We start from the raw sequence: 17964 nt of genomic DNA, 5'->3' as shown, positions 1-17964 counted from the left end.
GTCAGGCCGCCGCGGGCAGGATGACCGGTTTGATGCAGTTATCCAGCTTGGCGGAGAAGATGTGATAGCCCTCGGCGATGTGTTCGAGCGGAATGCGGTGGGTGATGATGTCGCTGGGGGCCAGGTACCCGTTCTGGATATGTGAGAACAGCCGGGGCCATTGGCGTTTGACCGGACACTGGTTCATCCGCAACGTCAGTCCCTTGTTGAGCGCGTCGCCGAACTTCACCAGCGAGAAGATCGGTCCGTACGCGCCCATCACCGATATCGTCGCGCCCTTGCGGACCGAGTCGATCGCCCAGTTCAACGCGACCGGCGAACCACCCTGCATCTTGAACTTGGCGGACGTCACATGCTGAAGGAAGTTGCCGTCGGCCTCGGCGCCGACCGCGTCGATCGCAACATCTGCGCCGAGGTAGTCGGTGGTTTTCTTCATCTCGACGACGATGTCGTCGCACTCGGCGAAGTTGATGGTCTCGGCGTGCGCGAAGGTGCGGGCCTTCTCCAACCGGTAGTCGAGGTGGTCGATGACGATCACCCGGCCAGCGCCCATCAGCCACGACGATTTGGCGGCGAACAGGCCGATCGGTCCGGCCCCGAACACCACCACCGTGTCACCTTCGACGATGTCGCCGAGCTGGGCACCGAAGTACCCGGTGGCCAGGGCGTCGGTGCACATCAACGCGTCGTCGTCGGCCATCCACTCCGGGATGACGGCGGGCCCGACGTCGGCGAACGGTACCCGGACCAACTCGGCCTGACCGCCGTCGTATCCGCCGCAGGTGTGCGAGTAGCCGTAGATGCCGCCCACCGCGGTGGCGTTCGGATTCACGTTGTGGCAGTTGGAGAACAGGCCGCGCGCACAGTAGTAGCAGGACCCGCAGTAGACGTTGAACGGCACCATCACGCGGTCGCCGCGCTTCAGGTTCTGCACCGACGGTCCGACGTCCTCGACCACTCCGATGAACTCGTGGCCGAACGTGAAGCCGACCCGGGTGTCGGGCATCATGCCGTGGTACAGGTGCAGATCCGAACCGCAGATCGCCGCGCGCTGTACCCGCACGATTGCGTCGTTGGGATGCTCCACCTTGGGCGGCGCCTTCTCCTCGACCCGCACCTTGTACGGGCCGCGGTACACCATTGCTCGCATGCTCTCCTCCTGACCGGTGGCGATACCCCGGCTGGAGGCGGCGAAACCTGCGCTAGCGCTTCGGTTCGAGCACTTCGGCGCCGACGAACGGCACCAACGCTTCTGGTACCCGCACGCTGCCGTCGGGCTGCTGATGGTTCTCCAGGATCGCCACCAGCCAGCGGGTGGTGGCCAGCGTGCCGTTGAGCGTCGCGGCGATCTGCGGCCTGCCGTTGTCGTCGCGGTAGCGCACCGCCAGCCGACGGGCCTGAAACGTCGTGCAGTTCGACGTCGAGGTCAACTCGCGATACGTCTGCTGTGTCGGAACCCATGCCTCGCAGTCGAACTTGCGCGCCGCTGACATCCCGAGATCCCCTGCGGCGATGTCGATTATGCGGTACGGCACGTCGATCAGGGCCAGCATCTCGCGCTGCCAGCCGAGTAGCCGGTCATGTTCGGCCTCGGCCTGCTCAGGTCTGCAGTAGACGAACCCCTCGACCTTGTCGAACTGATGCACGCGGATGATGCCGCGGGTGTCCTTGCCGTGGCTGCCCGCCTCCCGGCGAAAGCACGACGACCAGCCGGCATAGCGCAGCGGCGCGCCGGACAGGTCGAGGATCTCGTCGGCGTGGTAGCCGGCCAACGGGACCTCGGAGGTGCCGACGAGGTAGAGGTCGTCGGATTCGATCCGGTACACCTCGTCGCTGTGCGCACCGAGGAACCCGGTGCCCGCCATCACCTCGGGACGCACCAGCACCGGCGGGATCATCAGCGTGAACCCGTTGTCGGTCGCCAGCCGCGCGGCGAGCTGCATCAGCCCCAGTTGCAGCAGCGCGCCCGCGCCGGTGAGGAAGTAGAACCGCGCACCGGACACCTTGGCGCCGCGCTCCAGATCGATCAACCCCAGCGACTCGCCGAGCTCCACGTGGTCCTTGGGGTTGTCGATGGCCCGCGGTTCGCCGACCGTCTCGAGCACGACGAAATCGTCCTCACCGCCTGCGGGCACACCGTCGAGAATGACGTTGGAGATCGCCGTATGCGCTGCGGCGAACGCCTTTTCGGCCTGCCCCTGTTCGGCTTCGACCGCTTTGACCTTCTCGGCGAGGCTCTTGGCGTGCTCGAGTAGCGCGGGCCGCTCGTCCGGTGACGCCTTGCCCACCTTCTTGCTGGCGGCCTTCTGTTCGGCGCGCAGGCTGTCAGCGGCCGACACCGCCGCGCGGCGGGCGGTGTCGGCATCGACCAACGTGTCAACAAGTCCGGGATCCTCACCGCGGGCGCGTTGCGACGCGCGGACGGCATCGGGGTTTTCGCGCAGCAGCTTGAGGTCGATCACGGCCGCAACACTACTTTCGGCCCGGCGCGCGGGGTCGAGAGCCTCGTTTTCTACCGGAGCGTCGGGTTGCGAGCCACAACCACATAACTTTACAAATGCATCGCTTGTCACAGTGCCCGACACGCCTGTCACAATGGAGCAGATGTTGAACGTACCCGAGGCTCCCGAGGCTGACGAGCAGCCGCAGCGGGTGGCGTGGTGGAAGAGTTTGAATGCCACGCCGACGCGCCGCGGGCTACTGTTGACCGCGCTCGGTGCCCTGCTCATCGCCGGTTTGATCACCGCGGTGCCGCAGCGTGACGGTGCGACGGGGCTGACCGCCAGCACGATCTCGCTGGGCCCGCGGGGTAACGAGACCTTCGAGCACGCCAAGGCCGGTGATTGTCTGAACTGGCCGGAACGTACGCCGGACGCCGCCGAGATCGTCGACTGCAAGGACGAGCACCGCTTCGAGGTCGCCCAGTCGGTCGATATGCGTATCTACCCGGGCAGTGAGTACGGGCCCGACGCCGAGCCGCCATCGCCGGCGCGCATCCAGCAGATCAGCCAGGAGCAGTGCTCGACGTCGGTGCGGCGCTACCTCGGCGCCAACTACGACCCGAACAGCCGTTTCACGGTGAGCATGCTGTGGTCGGGCGAACGGGCGTGGCGCAACCAGGACGAAAGGCGCATGCTGTGCGGTCTGCAGCTGCCCGGACCCAACAACCAGCAGCTGCCGTTCAAGGGCAAGGTCGCCGACATCGACCAGTCCAAGGTGTGGCCAGCGGGCACCTGCCTGGGCATCGATCCGTCGACCAATCAGCCCACCGACGTTCCCGTCGACTGCGCGGCACCTCACGCAATGGAGGTGACCGGCGCGGTCAACCTGGCCGAGCGGTTCCCCGACGCGCTTCCGCCGGAGAACGAGCAGGACGCGTTCATCAAGGACGCGTGCACCCGGATGACCGACGAATACCTGGCACCCATCGAGCTGCGCAGCACCACGCTGACGTTGATCTACAGCACAATTTCGCTGCCGAGCTGGTCGGCGGGCAGCCGTCAGGTGTCGTGCAGCATCGGGGCCACGCTGGGCAACGGTGGCTGGTCAACGCTGCTCAACAGCGCCAAGGGCCCGCTGCTGATCAACGGTCAGCCGCCGATTCCGCCACCCGACATCCCGCAGGAGCGACTGAACTTCCCGCCGATCCCGATGCCGGAGGTCAGCAGTTCCTCGGCCGCCAGCAGTAATCAGTCCTCGAGCAGCGGAAGCAGCAGCAGCGGCGCGAGCAGTGGCAGTAGCAGCGGCAACACCCACAGCGGCGGCAGCTCGGATGGGACCCACCACGGCCCGCCGGGCAGCGAGGGCGCGCCGGAGGTCGAACAGCCCGGCAACACCTTCCTCGGCGGGCCGCCGGCTCCTGGGGCGCCGCCGGCACCGCCGCCGGGTGTTCCGCCGCCGCCTCCGCCACCGGGTCTTCCGCCGCCACCCCCGCCGCCGGGTCTGCCGCCGCCACCACCGGTACCTGCGCCCGCGCCCGCCCCGCCGCCACCACCGGTGCCGTAGTGGCGGTGCGGATGAGCCCGCAACGGTTCGACGAGTTGGTCTCCGAAGCGCTCGATCTCATACCGCCCAAGCTCGCCGCTGCGATCGACAACGCCGTCGTGCTCGTCGCGGACCGCAGCGAGGAGGAACCCGATCTCCTCGGGCTGTATCAGGGCATCGCGCTGACCGAACGCGACTCCTGGTACGCCGCGGGCTCGCTACCGGACACCATCACGATCTACCGCGATGCGCTGCTGGACGCCTGCGAAACCGAGGAGCAGGTGGTCGAGGAGGTGGCGATCACGGTCATCCACGAGATCGCCCACCACTTCGGTATCGACGACGAACGCCTGCACGAACTGGGTTGGGGATAGGCGGGCGCGGCATCCGCGAATTGTCGCCACACAGTGCTATGAACGGGCCATGAGCAGTGCGTGCCGCGAATGCCGAACGGGCCTCGAACACTGCCACGGCACCGTCATCCATCACGCGGCCGATCGCGCCGAGTGCACGGAACCCGACTGCGCGATGCCGGAGGTGGTGCACGTCTTTCAAATCGATTGCGAGGCCGCCGGCTGCACGTGCGGCGTCGCGGTGTCAGCCCATCGGATCAGCTGACTGCAGCGCATCCTCGACCGGGCTCACGTCGGGCTCCGGATAGAACGGCGGCGTCAGCGCACCCCACTGCACACAGCTCCAGCGGCCGTCGGTGATCGGAGCCAACACGATCGACTCGGCGTTGCCGAGGTGGTGGTCGAGCGCGAAGCTGCTGTCCACACCCGCCAGCACCGCCGACACCAGGCGGATCGCCGCGCCGTGGCTGACGACGACGATGTCGTTGTGCCAGGAGGCGTCGTCGAGGTGGCGCAGCCGCAGCTCGGTGATCGCGGGCAGATACCGGTAGAGCACGTCGCGGCCCGATTCGCCGTTGGGCATCGGCACCTCCAGGTCGCCCTGATGCCACTGCTGGTAGACCGACTCGAACTCGGCGATGGCCGCGTCATCGTTGCGGTTCTCCAGATCGCCGACCTGAACTTCGTGGATGCCATCGAATTCGTAAGTGTCCAACCGCAGTTCGGCCGCGATCTCATGGGCGGTCTGGCCGGCCCGCACGGCCGCGGAGTGCGCAAGCAGACCGGGGCGGGTCATCGACGCGGCGCGCCTGGCGAATGTGCGTGCCTGGTTGCGTCCCAGATCGGTCAGCGGGGCACCCGGCGGGCGCGTGTCCAGCCGCCGTTCGACATTGGCATGTGACTGTCCGTGCCGAACCAATACCAACCGACCACTCACTGTTTGCCCTCCCGCAACCGCGTCAACCAGCGGGATGCCTCGTCCAACTGTGGCGGCACCGCGCCGGCGGCCGATCCCGTCGGCCAGGAACCCAAATAGCGCACATCTGCACAACGCCTGTGCAACGCCTTTAGTGCCTCGGCGACCGCGGCGTCGTCGATGTGCCCGACACAATCGAGGAAAAACACGTAGGTGCCCAACTCGGTTCGGGTGGGGCGGGATTCGATGCGGGTGAGGTCGATGTCACGCACGGCGAACTCGGTCAGCGCCAAGACCAGCGCGCCCGGCTCGTTGTCGAGGCGCAGCACCACCGACGTGCGGTCGGCGCCGGTGCGCTGCGGCGGCGCCGCGGGCGACCCGGCCAGCACGAATCGGGTGCGGGCGCTGGCCTCGTCGACGACGCCGGTGGCCAACGCCGCCAGCCCGCAGCGTGCGGCGGCCAGGGCCGTGCTCACCCCGGCGTCGGCGCGTCCCTCGGCGACGTCGTGTGCGGCCGCGGCGTTCGAATAGGCCGGCACCACCTGCGCTGCGGGCAGGTTGGCCGCCAGCCATTGGCGCACCTGCGCCGCGGCCACCGGAAACGCCGCGACGGTGGCCACGTCGGCGGCCGTGACGCCGTGCCGAACGGCGATCGTGAACGCCACATCGAGGGTGAGTTCTGCGAAGATCTGCAGCGGCGTTCCCGCCGCGAGGCTGTCGAGCGTCGGCAGCACCGCACCCTCGATCGAGTTCTCGATCGGCACACACGCGAAATCGGCGTTGCCGGACCGTACCGCCGCCAGCGCAGCTGCCGCGCTGTCGAACGCGACCGGAACCACGTCGTCGTTCGCCGCCGTGTTCGGGACCATGTCGGTGGCTGCCATTTTGCGCAGTGCCGCCTCGGTGAAGGTTCCCTCGGGTCCGAGATAGGCGATGCGCGGCACGAGGCCAACCCTATCGGTTCACCCCGGGTAACCCCGTTCCGCTGCACGTAAGCCTTGCGCGATTCGCTGGACACTAGTTAAGTTAGGCTCACCTAATCCAAGGAGTGACATGGTTGCGACCCTGATGGCACCTACGACGGCCGAACGAATCCGCAGCGCATGCGCGAGGGCCGGCACGGCGATGCTCGCGATCGACGGCATCGATCCCACCGAGTCCCCCGTGCACCATCTGCTGCGTGACGGTTCGTTCGCGATCACCGTTCCGCTCGGCGGCACGCTGGCCGCCACGGTGGCCGCTGCGGGACCCACCGGTGTGCCCGCCGTCCTGGAGATGACCGACTACGCGCCGCTGCCGCTGCGCGAGCCGGTGCGCTCGCTGGTGTGGAGCCGCGGTCGGCTGCATCACGTACCCGGCGCCGAGGTGCCGGCCCTGCTCGACCTGATCGCCTCCGAGGATCCCAACCCCGCGCTGCTTTCGGTCAACGCCGGTCCGGCCCGCGACGACGGCGATGTGCGCTACGCACTGGTGCGCCTGGAGGTGGATTCGGTGGTGGTCGCCGATTCCACCGGCGCCGAATCGATCGGTGTGAGCGAACTACTCGATGCGCAGCCAGACCCGTTCTGCGCCATGGAGGTCTGCTGGATCCAGCATCTGGAGTCGGCACACGGCGATGTGGTGGACCGGCTGGCCACCCGGCTGCCGATGTCGCTGCGCCGGGGCCGTGTCCGCCCGCTGGGGCTGGACCGCTACGGGGTGCGGCTGCGGGTGGAGAACGACGAGGGCGACCACGACGTGCGGCTGCCGTTCGCCAAACCGGTCGATGACGTCACCGGCCTGTCCCAGGCCATCAGGGTGCTGCTGGGCTGCCCCTTCCTCAACGGGCTACGTGCGCGCCGGCCCTGACCCGATTCGCCGCCCGCTACCGTAGCTGCGGTGACTGGCGGCCCAGACGAACTGACCGAAACGCAGCGACGCGCGCTGCGCATCGAGGTCACCGTCGTGCTGGCCGTGACGTTCGCGCTGTCGGCCTATACCGCGCTGTTGCGCCTTGTCGAATCGGCGTTGCTCGGCCTGGCCGCGCAGGTGGTCGCGCTCAACCCGCGCCGTTCACAGTTCGACCTGATCGACCTCGGCCTCAACCTGGCCGGGGTGTTCCAACTGCTGGCATGGGGCGCGCTGGCGGTATACCTGTTGTGGCGCAGCGGTTTTGGTCCTGACCGGATCGGTCTCGGCTTACCGAGGTGGCGGGCCGACGTACTCGGTGGCATCGGGCTTGCCGCGCTGATCGGGGTGCCGGGCCTGGCGCTGTACCAGATCGCGCGCATCCTCGGCCTCAACGCGTCGGTGGAACCCGCCGAACTCTACGACACGTGGTGGCGCATCCCGGTGTTGCTGCTGGTGTCGTTCGCCAACGGCTGGGCCGAGGAGGTGATCGTGGTCGGCTTCCTGCTCACCCGGCTGCGTCAACTGCGGGTCAACCCGTGGGTTGCCGTCGTCGCCTCGAGCGTGTTGCGCGGGCTCTACCACCTCTACCAGGGCTTCGGCGCCGGTCTCGGCAACGTCGCGATGGGCGTGGTGTTCGGTTATGTCTACCTGCGCACCGGGCGGCTGTGGCCCTTGATCATCGCGCACGCGTTGATCGACGCGGTTGCGTTCGTCGGATATGCCCTGGCGGCGGGGCACCTCAGCTGGCTCCAGTAAAAACCGGCGGTCGCCACGTAGATTTCTTGCTGTGAATGACGACCCGCGACCGCCTCGGGGTGTGGACCCCCGCAGCCGCCGGGAGCCGTCGCAGGTGATCCGCCGGGACCCCAACTTTCGTCCACCACCGCCACCGATACCACCGTCACACAGACCGTCCCCTCCCCCGCCGCCGCGCAAACCGCCGCCGCGCCGACCACCACCGCCCCCACCCGCACCGACAGCGAAAAAGCCTCGGCGCAAACGACATTGGGGCCGCCTGCTGCTCGCGTGCCTGCTGGTGGCGATCGTCGCGTTGGTGGCCACCGGGGTGTGGATGGACCGCTCGCTGCACCGCATACCGGCGCTGCCGAACCACGGCGACCGTCCCGCGGCGGGTGCGGGAACCACGTGGCTGCTCGTCGGATCCGACAGCCGCGCCAACCTGACACCCGAACAACAGAACGACCTCGCCACCGGCGGCGACATCGGCGACGGCCGCACCGACACCATCCTGCTGGTGCACCTCCCCGCGCTCGGGTCGAGCAACGAAACCACGATGGTGTCCATCCCGCGCGACTCCTACGTCGAAGTGCCCGGCTACGGCAGCGACAAGATCAACGCGGCGTTCACCCTCGGCGGCGCACCGCTGCTGGCCCAGACCGTCGAACAGGCCACCGGGCTGCGCCTCGACCACTACGCCGAGATCGGATTCGACGGTTTCGCGGAAATGGTCGACGCCGTCGGCGGCGTGACGATATGCCTCGACCAACCGATTTCCGACCCGCTGGCCGGCATCGACCTGCCCGCGGGATGCCAGAAGCTCGACGGACGCAGCGCGCTCGGATACGTCCGCACCCGCGCGACACCACGCGCCGACCTGGACCGGATGATCCATCAGCGCGCCTTCATGGCCGCCCTCCTGCAGCGGGCGGCCAGCCCCGCGGTACTGCTCAACCCGCTGCGCTGGCAGCCGATGGCCGAGTCGGTCAGCAAGGCCGTCGCCGTCGACGAGGGCGCCCACATCTGGGACCTGGTGCGGCTGGCATGGGCGCTGCGCGGCGACGTCACCACCGTGACCGTGCCGATCGGCCAATTCACCGGCAGCAATTCGGGTTCGGTGGTGGTTTGGGACGACGACGCGGCGGACCAATTATTCGAGGCGCTGCGTACCGATTCACCGGTGCCCCAAACTGTCCTCGACGCCCAGCCATAATCCTTGCCAGCTAATGCTGGTGCAGTATCTGCTCGACCACCTCGAAGATGTCCTTTCACGCGAATACCCTCGTGCGCAAAGGATTTCGTAACTCCGAAGGCCGCCGGCGGCCTACTGTAACCAGCGGGCGGGTCAGCGACCGGCGCCGGTCAACCCGTCCTGCAGCCAGGTCTTGGTGCGGCCGGGATGGTTGGTGGCAACCCACCCCACCCCGAGATCACGGCAATAGCCGACGTCCTCGAAATGGTCGACGGTCCAGCAGTACAACGCCCGGCCCTGCGCGGCGGCCCGGTCGACCAGTTCGGGATATTGCCGCAGCGTCATGATCGAGGGGCCGACGGCGGTGGCCCCGACCGTGGTGGCCGCGCTGCCGCCCAAGAAGCGCGACGTGTCGCCGAGCAGCACCGTCGGCAGCATCGGCGCCGCACGCCGGATCCGCCACACCGCGGCCGCGGAGAATGACATCACCACCGCGCGGGCCAGATCAGCCGACGGCGGTGCCGCGATGCCGTAGCGGTGCAGCAGGGCCAGCACCTTGCTCTCCACCAGCGCGCCGTAGCGAACGGGGTGTTTGGTCTCGATGAACAGCTTGACCGGACGGTTCCAGTCCAGCACCAGCGAGATCAGTTCGTCCAGCGTCAACAACCCGGTGTCGCCGGCGTCGTTGCGCTGGCTGGGATGCCATGAGCCGTAGTCGAGTTCACGCAGCTGCGCCAGCGTCATCTCGCTGACGACACCGGTGCCGTTTGACGTGCGGTCGATTTTGCGGTCGTGCAGACACACCAGATGGCCGTCGCGGGTCAGGCGCACGTCGCACTCGACGCCGTCGGCGCCCTCTTCCAGCGCCAGTTCGTAGGCCGCCAGGGTGTGCTCGGGCCGGTCGGCCGAGGCGCCGCGGTGTGCAACGACAAAGGGGTGAGTCCCGGGTGCTGGCCCGGGACTCGCCGATCCGGCGGCTCCGCCGTCATCCGAAGTCATACGGCGGCGGTTGCCGGGCGCTGCTCCGAAGCCTCGGCCGATTCTGCGGTTTCGGGCTCGGTAACCACCACCCAGCGTTTGGACGGCCGCTCGACGGGTTGCCGTTCGAAGCCCTCGAAGACCTTGTAGGCCAGCAGCAGCGCGGCCAGCGCCAGCAGGTAGGCCACGGTGGTCGTCACGGTGTTGTCGGCGATGCCCTGGGCGTCCTGGGTGAAGCTGGTCGCGATGGACCAGATCGATACGGCGTAGCTGGCCAGCCACACCAGCCACCACACCACCACGGGACGGCGCAGCCACGTCAGCCGCTCCTCGACACCGGCGAGTTCGAGCACGAACACAGGCGCCCACGCGAGGTTGACCAGCGGAACCAGGCATCCGGCTCGCAGCGCCCAGGCCGGCCGAGGATCGTCGTGCCCGCGATGGGCGAACGCGGCCGCGCGCCGGGTGACCAGCCAGTTGGCCAGCACCACGATGCTGGCGACCACGCAGAACATCGCGATCACGCTGATGCCGACGCCCAACCACGTCGCCGACCCGGCGATCCACGGGTTGAGCAGCGTGCCGCGGTTGATGATCAGCAGCGCATAGCGCACCAGGTGGATCAGCGCCGCCGCGCCGAGCACCACCATGGTCGCGACGAGCAGCGTGCGCACCTTCGCCGGCACCGGACCCGTCTGCGGCGTCGACTGCTGTGGTTCGACGTGCTCGAAATGGTCGGTGAGCCCCCATCGGGGGATGAACGGGTAGCGCGGCGTGGGGCCCAGCGGTCTGCCTACCCGTCGCGGCGGCGGTGGAGTGCCCGGGCGCACCGCGATCCAGCGATAGCCCGGCGGCAGCCGCGGGGGCGTCGCGCCGGGTGACGCCGGACGCGCGGAAGTCGCCGGGGCGCTCCATTCGGTTCCCGGTTCGGGACCGGTCGGGGCCAGGAGGCTGCCGTTGCAGCGCGGGCACCAGACCCGGCGGCGGTCGCGCACGTTCCACCGCGTTCCGCACTGGGAACACACCTGGATCATCCGACCAGCCTAGCGACGGCGGCACCCGACCTCGCAGTTGCGGCCCGATGCCCGATGTCAGCAATTTCGAGCTATCCACAGTTTCCACAGGTTCATCCACAGGTCCATGATCGGCCGGTATCCGCTGTGAGCCGCTCAATCTGTGCGGTTGCTGAAGATCACTGTGGATAACCTGGACATCTTCTGACCAAGACTCCACCGAGCCGAGCGAAATCGATAGCTGTACTAGCTGGGTGTCTGGCCGCAGCGACGACTACCCGCCGAACCGTGGCGGCCGGGCGATTTCACGGCACCGTCCACAAGCGCTATGATCGGCGTCACAACTCGCACTTGTGACAGGGCTCACTGAGGAGAACTAGCGAACGTGCAGGTCAGGAGTACTTGATGGGGTCATATCCGATGGGTCCGGGATCCGCGATACCGCCATCTGAGTGGCAGTCCTCCTCGAACGTCTACAACCGCTCGCAGCTGGTGGCCTGCGTGCGCGCCGGCATCATCGCCTTGGTGCTGCTGGGCATCCTCGCCCTGATCGTCCTGTTCTGACCTCGACGCCCTAAGCGATACGAAAAAGCCGCCGGAACTGAAAGCGTTCCGGCGGCTGTGTGCGGGATGGAAAGGGACGTCGATCAGGCGGGCGGGTAGACGCCCATGCCCTTGGCCTTCTCGGTCTGCCAGAAGATGTCGGCGATCTCGTCGATGGTCTTGAGCAGGTTCTCAGCGACGGCCACGTCGGTCGACTTCTTCACGTCACCGGCACCGTGCACACCGTCCCAGAACAACTGGTGCAGGTTGGGGAATTGTTCGAAGTGCTCTTTGGTGAAGAAGTCGGCCCACAGCACCATCAGGTGGTGCTTGACCTCCTCGGCCTGCCGCTCCTTGATGATGACGCAGCGGGTGCGGAAGTGGTCATCGTCTGAATCATGGTACTTCTGCAGTGTCTTCAGACACGAAAGCGCTTCAATCTTGGCCTGGGCGGGGTCGTACACGCCGCAGTACAAATCGCAGTGGGCATGGGCAGGGGTTGCGTTGGCGAACAGTCGATGCAGCATGGCCTCTAACTTACCCTTCGGGGGTGGACCGCAACCATGGACCGTTCAGTTGGCCGCTGCGTCGATTCACCGTCGTCGAAGATTCGATGCGCCCCACCCTGACGCCGGGCGACGGTCTGCTCGCACTGCGTTGCGGAACGCCCCGGCCCGGGCAACTGCGGGCATTCCGCGATCCGCTGCTGTCCACCCGGTGGCTCGTCAAGCGCGTCGGCGAGGTGCGCCGAGCCGGTAGCAGTACGACTTTCGAGGCCCGCTCGGAGAATCCCGGTGTACCGGGCGCCATGGATTCGCGTGAGTTCGGCTGGGTCGCCGCAGCAGATACCTACCGCGTGGTGTGGGTCGTCCGACGGAAAGTCGACCGTTAGCAGTCGTGTCGTCTTGTGTGCCAAGCGTTTGCCACGCATCCTGAGCCAATAACAATGGCGCGGAGGCGACATGGAACAGAGCTCCGGTCGGGCGATCGGCATCGCCCCGTTTCATTCACGAGGTGCCTTGAAGGGCTTCGTCATCTCCGGACGTTGGCCAGACTCCACCAAAGAATGGGCGCAGCTGTTGACGCTTGCCGTGCGGGTCGCGTCTCTGCCCGGCTTGCTGGACACCACAACGATTTTCGGCGCTCGCGAGGAGTTGCCCGATGAACCCGAACCCGACACCGTCGGGCTGGTGGTCGCCGAGGGCACAGTGGTCGGCGATTCGGCGGTTGCGCCAGGACATTTCGCGCAGCACCAGCCACCCGCACTGCTCATGCTGCACCCGCCGTCCGAAACCATGCCGTCACTGCCCGAGTGCACAGGCGCCGCGTCGGGTTGTGTCCTGCTGCCCGGGCTTCCGCACCTGGGTCTCGAACACCGCGCTGCGTGGGTGGAAGCTGAAGCCGACGGCACGGTCACCTCGATGGTGAGCCGCGTCGGAGTGGATCCCATCAGCCATCCCGACACCGCGATTCTGGCGATGCTGCTTGCGGCGTAAGGGGTTTCGAATACCCAGATTCGCCTGCCTGAACACTTGATTCGGGCACCCGAAAACCCCGTATGCGGTGGCGCGCCTCGGATATCGCCGCTATGGTCGGTCTCATCAGCGAAGGGGAGTAGCCCCCAATCGTCGTGTCGACATACTGGCGCGAGCCCGGCCGGCGAACCGCGACCTCTTGAAGGGCGCGGTGGGCGAGACCTTCGACCGAAGCCGGACGGGCCGCTGAGCACGGAGTCCGACGGCGACGCGTCGAAAGGTCGTATTCATGCTTACCGCGATAGCGATCAGCCTCGCCGTGGTATTCGTCGCCGAACTGGGCGACAAATCGCAACTGATCGCCATGACCTACGCGCTGCGGCACCGGTGGTGGGTGGTGCTCTCGGGCGTCGGCCTGGCGGCGCTGCTGGTGCACGGCCTATCGGTGGCCATCGGCCATTTCCTCGGGCTGACGCTGCCCGACCGTCCGATCGCGTTCGCCGCAGCCATCGCCTTCGTGCTGTTCGCCGCGTGGACGTGGCGTTCCGCCCGCACCGGCGACGACGGTGACGTTCGGGTCGCCGAAACCCGGTGGATCATTCCCGCGATCGTGTCGTCGTTCGTGCTCGCCGAGCTGGGCGACAAAACGATGCTCGCGACGGTGACGCTGGCCAGCGACCACCGCTGGTCCGGGGTGTGGATCGGCGCGACTGTCGGGATGGTGGCCGCCGACGCGGTGGCGATCGCGGCGGGCGCCTTTTTGCACAGGCGGTTGCCCGTGCGGTTCCTGCACAACCTGGCGAGTGTGCTGTTCCTGTCGTTCGGCGTGTGGATTCTCTTCGACGCGGCCCTCGGGATGCGATGGGCCGCGCTTTTGGGCACCGGTTCGGTGGTCGCGGGCGCCGGCTGCTGGCTGCTTGTCAGCCTCGTGCGGCGTCGACGCGTGCCGGCCGGCGGCCTGCCTGCGCCGACGCCGCCTCGTTACTAAGCTCAACTTGATAACAGCAAACGCTCACAGCGCCCGGCGGCGGCGTGATGGACGTTGCCAGTGGGATTGGACACCATTACTGAGGCGCGGGCGCCGGGCGGGCTGGCAAATCAAATACGACGCGAGCGTCATTATTTGCCAGAACGCCCCACAGGCCTGCGCGATGCGCATACCCTACAGACGTCGCCACCGCCCGTGGCGGCTACCGACAACGACAAGGTGGGTCAACTTTTACGCGGTTTGCACTTGGTTGACAGCACAACACTCGCTACGATGATCAGCAAATATGCCGCCAATAAACCCGCTCGTCTACGCATGTGGAGGTCATATCGATGAGCACGACGTTCGCCGCCCGACTAAACCGGCTGTTCGACACGGTTTATCCACCGGGTCGGGGCCCGCACACGTCGGCTGAAGTGATCGCAGCGCTCAAGGCAGAGGGCGTCACGATGTCAGCCCCGTACCTGTCTCAGCTGCGCTCAGGCAACCGCACCAACCCGTCCGCGACCACCATGGCAGCCCTTGCCAACTTCTTCCGGATCAAGCCGGCGTACTTCACCGACGACGAGTACTACGAGAAGCTCGACAAGGAACTGACCTGGCTCGCCAACATGCGCGACGAAGGCGTCCGCCGTATTGCGGCACGCACCGTCGGGCTGTCCCCTGAAGCGCAGCAGGACATTGCGCAAAAGGTGGATGAGTTGCGTCGCCGGGAGCACCTGGACGATTAGCCCGCCGCTCGCCGGGCCCCAGGGCCCGGCGAAGTACCAGGGTTGATTTACCGCGACGCCGGTTGAGGCTGCGTATTTCCGGACGCGTCCCCCGAGCGGTTCCCGGCTCGGGCGAGCATGCGGTACTGCTCTGCGATTTCGAGTATCCATTCGCGGTCTGAATAGCTTTCCGGTTGGCGCAGCCAGCCCGGACCGGGAAAAACCGCCTTCTCCGCGTCTGCGGCGTCCGGGCGGCCGGTGTAGATCCACTGCGCGATGGCGCGCGCCTGTTCGCGCGGCGGCACGTCCGGCGTCTCGGCCTCCTCGCCAGCCTCCTCGACGTCCGAACCGGCTCCGGTGGCGTCGACCCGTAGCTTGCGCTTGTGGTCTGCGGCGGTGGCCTCCAGAAACAGCGCGTCAGAGATCAGCGACATCCGTTCGGCCACCCGAAAGGCCAGCGGGCCGCGCGGACGCACCCCGATCCCGATGTCCGGCTGCCGACGCCCGAGTTCGGTCAGCAGCGGTTGAATGACCCGCAATTCGCGGCGGGCGCCGAAATAGTCCTCGATGCTGGGCAGCAGCGATCCGGCCGCGACGACGAGCATCGCGCAGCCCAGCAGCGTCGCCGCGGTACGCACCCCCACCGGGCCGGCATCGCCGACCACGCGCAGGAAGAAAAACCCCGCCGCGGCGACGATCAGCACGATGCCGACCGTGAAGACGAACAGCGCACGCCCGCGTCGGCTGCGGTTGGAGTAGCGCATCCCCGCCCACGACACCAACGACAGCGCGAGCAGCACGTAGAGCAGCGGCAACAACCACGGCAGCGAGTTACCGCCGGAATCGAGGTTCTGCCGCAGATACTCGTCGGGCGCCATCTCGGGCTGCTGACCGGCGCTGAAGAAGGCGATCAGGCTGATCGTGGCGATGACGGCGGCGACGCCGTACTGCACCGTGGCGATCTTGCGGATCGTGGCGGGTTTACGGCCGGATGAGACGGTGGTGATCATCACCGAGCTGCCCGCCGCGCAGCCGATCAACGCGATCTGGGTCAGCCCCATCGAAATGTTCGGCCAGTGCAGCGCCGTATCGATCAGAAGGGTCAGCGGCTGCCAGTTCAGCGCGGCGACCAACCCGAGGCTGCCCAACGCCAAGATCATCGCGGTGCTCACCAGCGACTGCTTGTTGACCAGCGCCCAGCCGATGCGCAGACCGGTGGCCAACCCGAGCAGACCGGCGATCACCCAGACGATCAACCAAACGCCTCTCCGAGCCGTACCTGCACGATCGATGAGCGGTCAGATGGCAGCCGGCCCAGCCGGTAGAGCAGCAGCGCGGCAAAGTCCTCGGCCTCCTGCTCGGCGTCCTCACCTGCGGGTCCCATGCAGCCGGTCCGCTGGTTGAGCATGTATCCGATGAGGTCGAAGCTGGCCACCTCGACGTTCTCGCGGGCCGCCTCGACCACCGGTGTGCCCTCGTGGCCGAGTACCAGATGGCCGAGTTCGTGGGCCAAGGTGCGGTCCCAGGCGGGCAGACCCTCCTGGATCAAGAACACGTCGCGGTCGGTGTACTGGCGCCATTGGCCGCACACGCCGGGCGGCAGTTCGGCCATCTTCAGCTCGATCGGGCGGCCGCGGTCCTTGCTGACCGCATCGACGAGACGGGTCAGCGACACTTCCCCGTGTCGCGGGGCCAGATCCAGGACCGCACCCACGGCTCGGGTGACACGGCGGCTGGCAGCCATACAAACCCCCTATCAACGACGTCCACTATGCTCGCTCCGCCCCGATGAGGCGGGCGATTCCGCTCGGTTGACCAACCTTGCGGTGCCCCGTGGGTCCAGCATGCCCGTTACCGATGGTGCTGCCAACACCGCCACCTTCGGCCCCGATCTGCCGGACGATAATGTTGGGCTGCACCGTGACCAGAACCTAGAGCCGGGAGGCAGCCGGGATGAGCCCGTTCAAGCGACGCAAAACCCGCGCCACCCGTCGGGCCGAAGCGCGTGCCATCAAGGCCAAGGCCAAGCTCGAGGCCAAGCTGTCGGCCAAGAACGAGGTCCGGCGCTTCAAAGCCGAGCAAAAGGCCGAGAACAAGGCGCTCAAGGCGCAGCTGAAAGCTCAGCGCGACAGCGACCGCGCCGCGCTCAAGGTGGCCGAGACGCAGTTGAAGGCCGCCCAGGAAGGCAAGGTGTTCGCCCCGGGGCGGATCCGCAGGATGCTCACGGTGACCCGGTTGCTCGCCCCGGTCGTGGTGCCGCTGGCCTACCGCGCCGCCACCTCGGTGCGGGGCGTACTCGACGAACGCCGAGCCGAGCGGCTGGGTGTTCCGCTCAGCCAGCTCGGCCAGTTCTCCGGGCATGGCGCCGAACTGTCGGCGCGCATCGCCGGTGCGGAGAACTCGGTGCGACTGGTCGCCCAGAAGAAGCCCAAGGACGCCGAGACCAAGCAGTTCGTCGCGGCCATGACCGAGCGGCTCAGCGACCTGTCGGCCGCCGTCACCGCCGCCGAGCACATGCCGACGCCGCGTCGGCGCTCCTCGCACGCCGCGATCGCCCGCCAGCTCGATGGCATCGACGCCGACCTGATGGCACGGCTTGGCGTGAGTTGAGGTGGCAGCCGAGATGGCAGCTGAGGTGTCCATGTCGCCGGCACGCGTCGCGGTCCGCATCCGCGGGTTGTCCTGCGGTCTGCTGACCGCGGCACTGGCGGTCGCCGCGCACGGGGTGGGCAGCGGTGTGCCGCCGACCGGAGCGTCGGCCACGCAGCTGGCCGTGCTGGCCGCGACGGTGGGCGCGGTGGCCGCGGCCCTACCGCGCGCCGGTGAAATCCGCGTCCTGATCGGGCTGCTGGCGGTCGGCCAACTCCTCGGCCACGCGATGCTGGTCGTCGGCCACGACCACACCCAGGCTGCCGCCCTACCCGCCTGGGTCATGCCGGCCGCCCATGTGGTGGCCGTCGGGGTCGGCGCCGCGCTCATCGCAACCGGCGAGCGGTGGTACCGCGCCGCGCTGCGGGTCGTGCGTGCGGTGGTGCGCGTCGAGCGCCCGCCGGTGGCCGCGACGACGGTCGCCGTCGTTCACCGGGCCGAGCAGCCGATGCGTTCGGCGTTGTTGCTCGCCGCTTCGGTGTCACATCGGGGTCCACCGGTCCGCGCCTGCCGCTGACCCGAACCCCGTAACCGA

Annotated in this window: 21 protein-coding genes; 12 read left to right on the top strand and 9 right to left on the bottom strand. The window is 67.7% G+C overall.

Annotation, left to right across the window (positions count from 1 at the left end):
- Position 1 precedes the first annotated feature (1 nt).
- Both ABQF13_RS05770 and serS read right to left on the bottom strand, forming a co-directional pair.
- The gene (locus tag ABQF13_RS05770; protein ID WP_448391759.1) at positions 2–1150 is read right to left on the bottom strand and encodes a zinc-dependent alcohol dehydrogenase; all 1149 of its coding nucleotides are present in this window, start codon (positions 1148–1150) and stop codon (positions 2–4) included.
- A 52-nt stretch (positions 1151–1202) separates the two neighbouring features.
- Positions 1203–2462, bottom strand: coding sequence for a serine--tRNA ligase (gene serS, locus ABQF13_RS05765; protein WP_448391758.1), 1260 nt, complete (start codon positions 2460–2462; stop codon positions 1203–1205).
- A gap of 133 nt (positions 2463–2595) precedes the next feature.
- Between serS and ABQF13_RS05760 the strand changes: the two genes are divergently transcribed.
- Together ABQF13_RS05760 and ABQF13_RS05755 are read left to right on the top strand one after the other, a co-directional pair.
- Positions 2596–4005, top strand: coding sequence for a septum formation family protein (locus ABQF13_RS05760; RefSeq protein ID WP_448391757.1), 1410 nt, complete (start codon positions 2596–2598; stop codon positions 4003–4005).
- Positions 4006–4016: 11 nt separating this feature from the next.
- The gene (locus tag ABQF13_RS05755; protein ID WP_448391756.1) at positions 4017–4358 is read left to right on the top strand and encodes a metallopeptidase family protein; all 342 of its coding nucleotides are present in this window, start codon (positions 4017–4019) and stop codon (positions 4356–4358) included.
- A 223-nt stretch (positions 4359–4581) separates the two neighbouring features.
- Here ABQF13_RS05755 and ABQF13_RS05750 read toward each other — a convergent pair whose 3' ends face one another.
- Both ABQF13_RS05750 and pheA read right to left on the bottom strand, forming a co-directional pair.
- On the bottom strand, positions 4582–5274 hold the full coding sequence (locus ABQF13_RS05750; RefSeq protein ID WP_448391755.1) for a histidine phosphatase family protein: 693 nt from the start codon (positions 5272–5274) through the stop codon (positions 4582–4584).
- On the bottom strand, positions 5271–6197 hold the full coding sequence (gene pheA / locus ABQF13_RS05745; protein ID WP_448391754.1) for a prephenate dehydratase: 927 nt from the start codon (positions 6195–6197) through the stop codon (positions 5271–5273). Before pheA ends, ABQF13_RS05750 begins: the two co-directional genes overlap by 4 nt.
- Before the next feature lie 109 nt (positions 6198–6306).
- Between pheA and ABQF13_RS05740 the strand changes: the two genes are divergently transcribed.
- Genes ABQF13_RS05740 through ABQF13_RS05730 form a run of 3 tightly spaced genes read left to right on the top strand, consistent with a single transcriptional unit; the run spans position 6307 to position 9094 of the window.
- Positions 6307–7101, top strand: a complete 795-nt coding sequence (locus ABQF13_RS05740; protein WP_448391753.1) for a DUF2470 domain-containing protein — start codon at positions 6307–6309, stop codon at positions 7099–7101.
- A 30-nt stretch (positions 7102–7131) separates the two neighbouring features.
- Positions 7132–7899, top strand: coding sequence for a CPBP family intramembrane glutamic endopeptidase (locus tag ABQF13_RS05735; RefSeq protein WP_448391752.1), 768 nt, complete (start codon positions 7132–7134; stop codon positions 7897–7899).
- On the top strand, positions 7862–9094 hold the full coding sequence (locus ABQF13_RS05730; protein WP_448391751.1) for an LCP family protein: 1233 nt from the start codon (positions 7862–7864) through the stop codon (positions 9092–9094). Before ABQF13_RS05735 ends, ABQF13_RS05730 begins: the two co-directional genes overlap by 38 nt.
- A gap of 132 nt (positions 9095–9226) precedes the next feature.
- Here the strand turns inward: ABQF13_RS05730 and ABQF13_RS05725 are convergent, their stop codons facing one another.
- Together ABQF13_RS05725 and ABQF13_RS05720 are read right to left on the bottom strand one after the other, a co-directional pair.
- On the bottom strand, positions 9227–10072 hold the full coding sequence (locus ABQF13_RS05725) for a glycerophosphodiester phosphodiesterase (protein ID WP_448391750.1): 846 nt from the start codon (positions 10070–10072) through the stop codon (positions 9227–9229).
- The gene (locus tag ABQF13_RS05720) at positions 10069–11085 is read right to left on the bottom strand and encodes a DUF4328 domain-containing protein (RefSeq protein WP_448391749.1); all 1017 of its coding nucleotides are present in this window, start codon (positions 11083–11085) and stop codon (positions 10069–10071) included. The genes ABQF13_RS05725 and ABQF13_RS05720 overlap by 4 nt, the downstream gene beginning before the upstream one ends.
- Positions 11086–11469: 384 nt before the next feature.
- On the opposite strand from ABQF13_RS05720, the gene ABQF13_RS05715 reads away from it, so the two are divergent.
- Positions 11470–11628 carry a hypothetical protein gene (locus tag ABQF13_RS05715; protein WP_448391748.1) on the top strand — a complete coding sequence of 53 codons (159 nt, stop codon included), beginning with the start codon at positions 11470–11472 and terminating at the stop codon, positions 11626–11628.
- An 83-nt stretch (positions 11629–11711) separates the two neighbouring features.
- On the opposite strand, the gene sodN is transcribed toward ABQF13_RS05715, so the two are convergent.
- Entirely contained in the window at positions 11712–12134 is a 423-nt protein-coding gene (gene sodN / locus ABQF13_RS05710) for a superoxide dismutase, Ni (RefSeq protein ID WP_448391747.1), read from the bottom strand.
- An 86-nt stretch (positions 12135–12220) separates the two neighbouring features.
- Here sodN and ABQF13_RS05705 point away from each other — a divergent pair, with 86 nt between their 5' ends.
- The 4 genes from ABQF13_RS05705 (at position 12221) to ABQF13_RS05690 (ending at position 14801) form a co-directional block, all read left to right on the top strand.
- Positions 12221–12499, top strand: coding sequence for a S24/S26 family peptidase (locus ABQF13_RS05705; RefSeq protein ID WP_448392028.1), 279 nt, complete (start codon positions 12221–12223; stop codon positions 12497–12499).
- A 70-nt stretch (positions 12500–12569) separates the two neighbouring features.
- On the top strand, positions 12570–13103 hold the full coding sequence (locus tag ABQF13_RS05700; protein ID WP_448391746.1) for a peptidase: 534 nt from the start codon (positions 12570–12572) through the stop codon (positions 13101–13103).
- Positions 13104–13371: 268 nt separating this feature from the next.
- A complete protein-coding gene (locus ABQF13_RS05695; protein WP_448391745.1) occupies positions 13372–14070 on the top strand; it encodes a TMEM165/GDT1 family protein in 699 nt (232 codons plus the stop codon).
- 332 nt (positions 14071–14402) lie between these two features.
- Positions 14403–14801: a transcriptional regulator gene (locus ABQF13_RS05690; RefSeq protein WP_448391744.1), complete on the top strand. Its 399-nt coding sequence runs from the start codon at positions 14403–14405 to the stop codon at positions 14799–14801.
- 47 nt (positions 14802–14848) lie between these two features.
- On the opposite strand, the gene ABQF13_RS05685 is transcribed toward ABQF13_RS05690, so the two are convergent.
- Positions 14849–16036 (bottom strand): hypothetical protein, encoded by a 1188-nt coding sequence (locus ABQF13_RS05685; RefSeq protein ID WP_448391743.1) that lies wholly within the window; start codon positions 16034–16036, stop codon positions 14849–14851.
- The gene (locus tag ABQF13_RS05680; RefSeq protein ID WP_448391742.1) at positions 16033–16524 is read right to left on the bottom strand and encodes an ImmA/IrrE family metallo-endopeptidase; all 492 of its coding nucleotides are present in this window, start codon (positions 16522–16524) and stop codon (positions 16033–16035) included. Before ABQF13_RS05680 ends, ABQF13_RS05685 begins: the two co-directional genes overlap by 4 nt.
- Positions 16525–16733: 209 nt before the next feature.
- Here ABQF13_RS05680 and ABQF13_RS05675 point away from each other — a divergent pair, with 209 nt between their 5' ends.
- On the top strand, positions 16734–17390 hold the full coding sequence (locus ABQF13_RS05675) for a DUF6474 family protein (RefSeq protein ID WP_448391741.1): 657 nt from the start codon (positions 16734–16736) through the stop codon (positions 17388–17390).
- Positions 17391–17403: 13 nt separating this feature from the next.
- On the top strand, positions 17404–17946 hold the full coding sequence (locus ABQF13_RS05670; protein WP_448391740.1) for a hypothetical protein: 543 nt from the start codon (positions 17404–17406) through the stop codon (positions 17944–17946).
- The last annotated feature ends 18 nt before the right edge of the window (positions 17947–17964 follow it).

It is taken from the genome of Mycolicibacterium sp. XJ879 (assembly GCF_053483935.1).
Note: the sequence above shows the minus strand (reverse complement) of the source record. Positions and strands in the feature narration are given on the sequence as shown.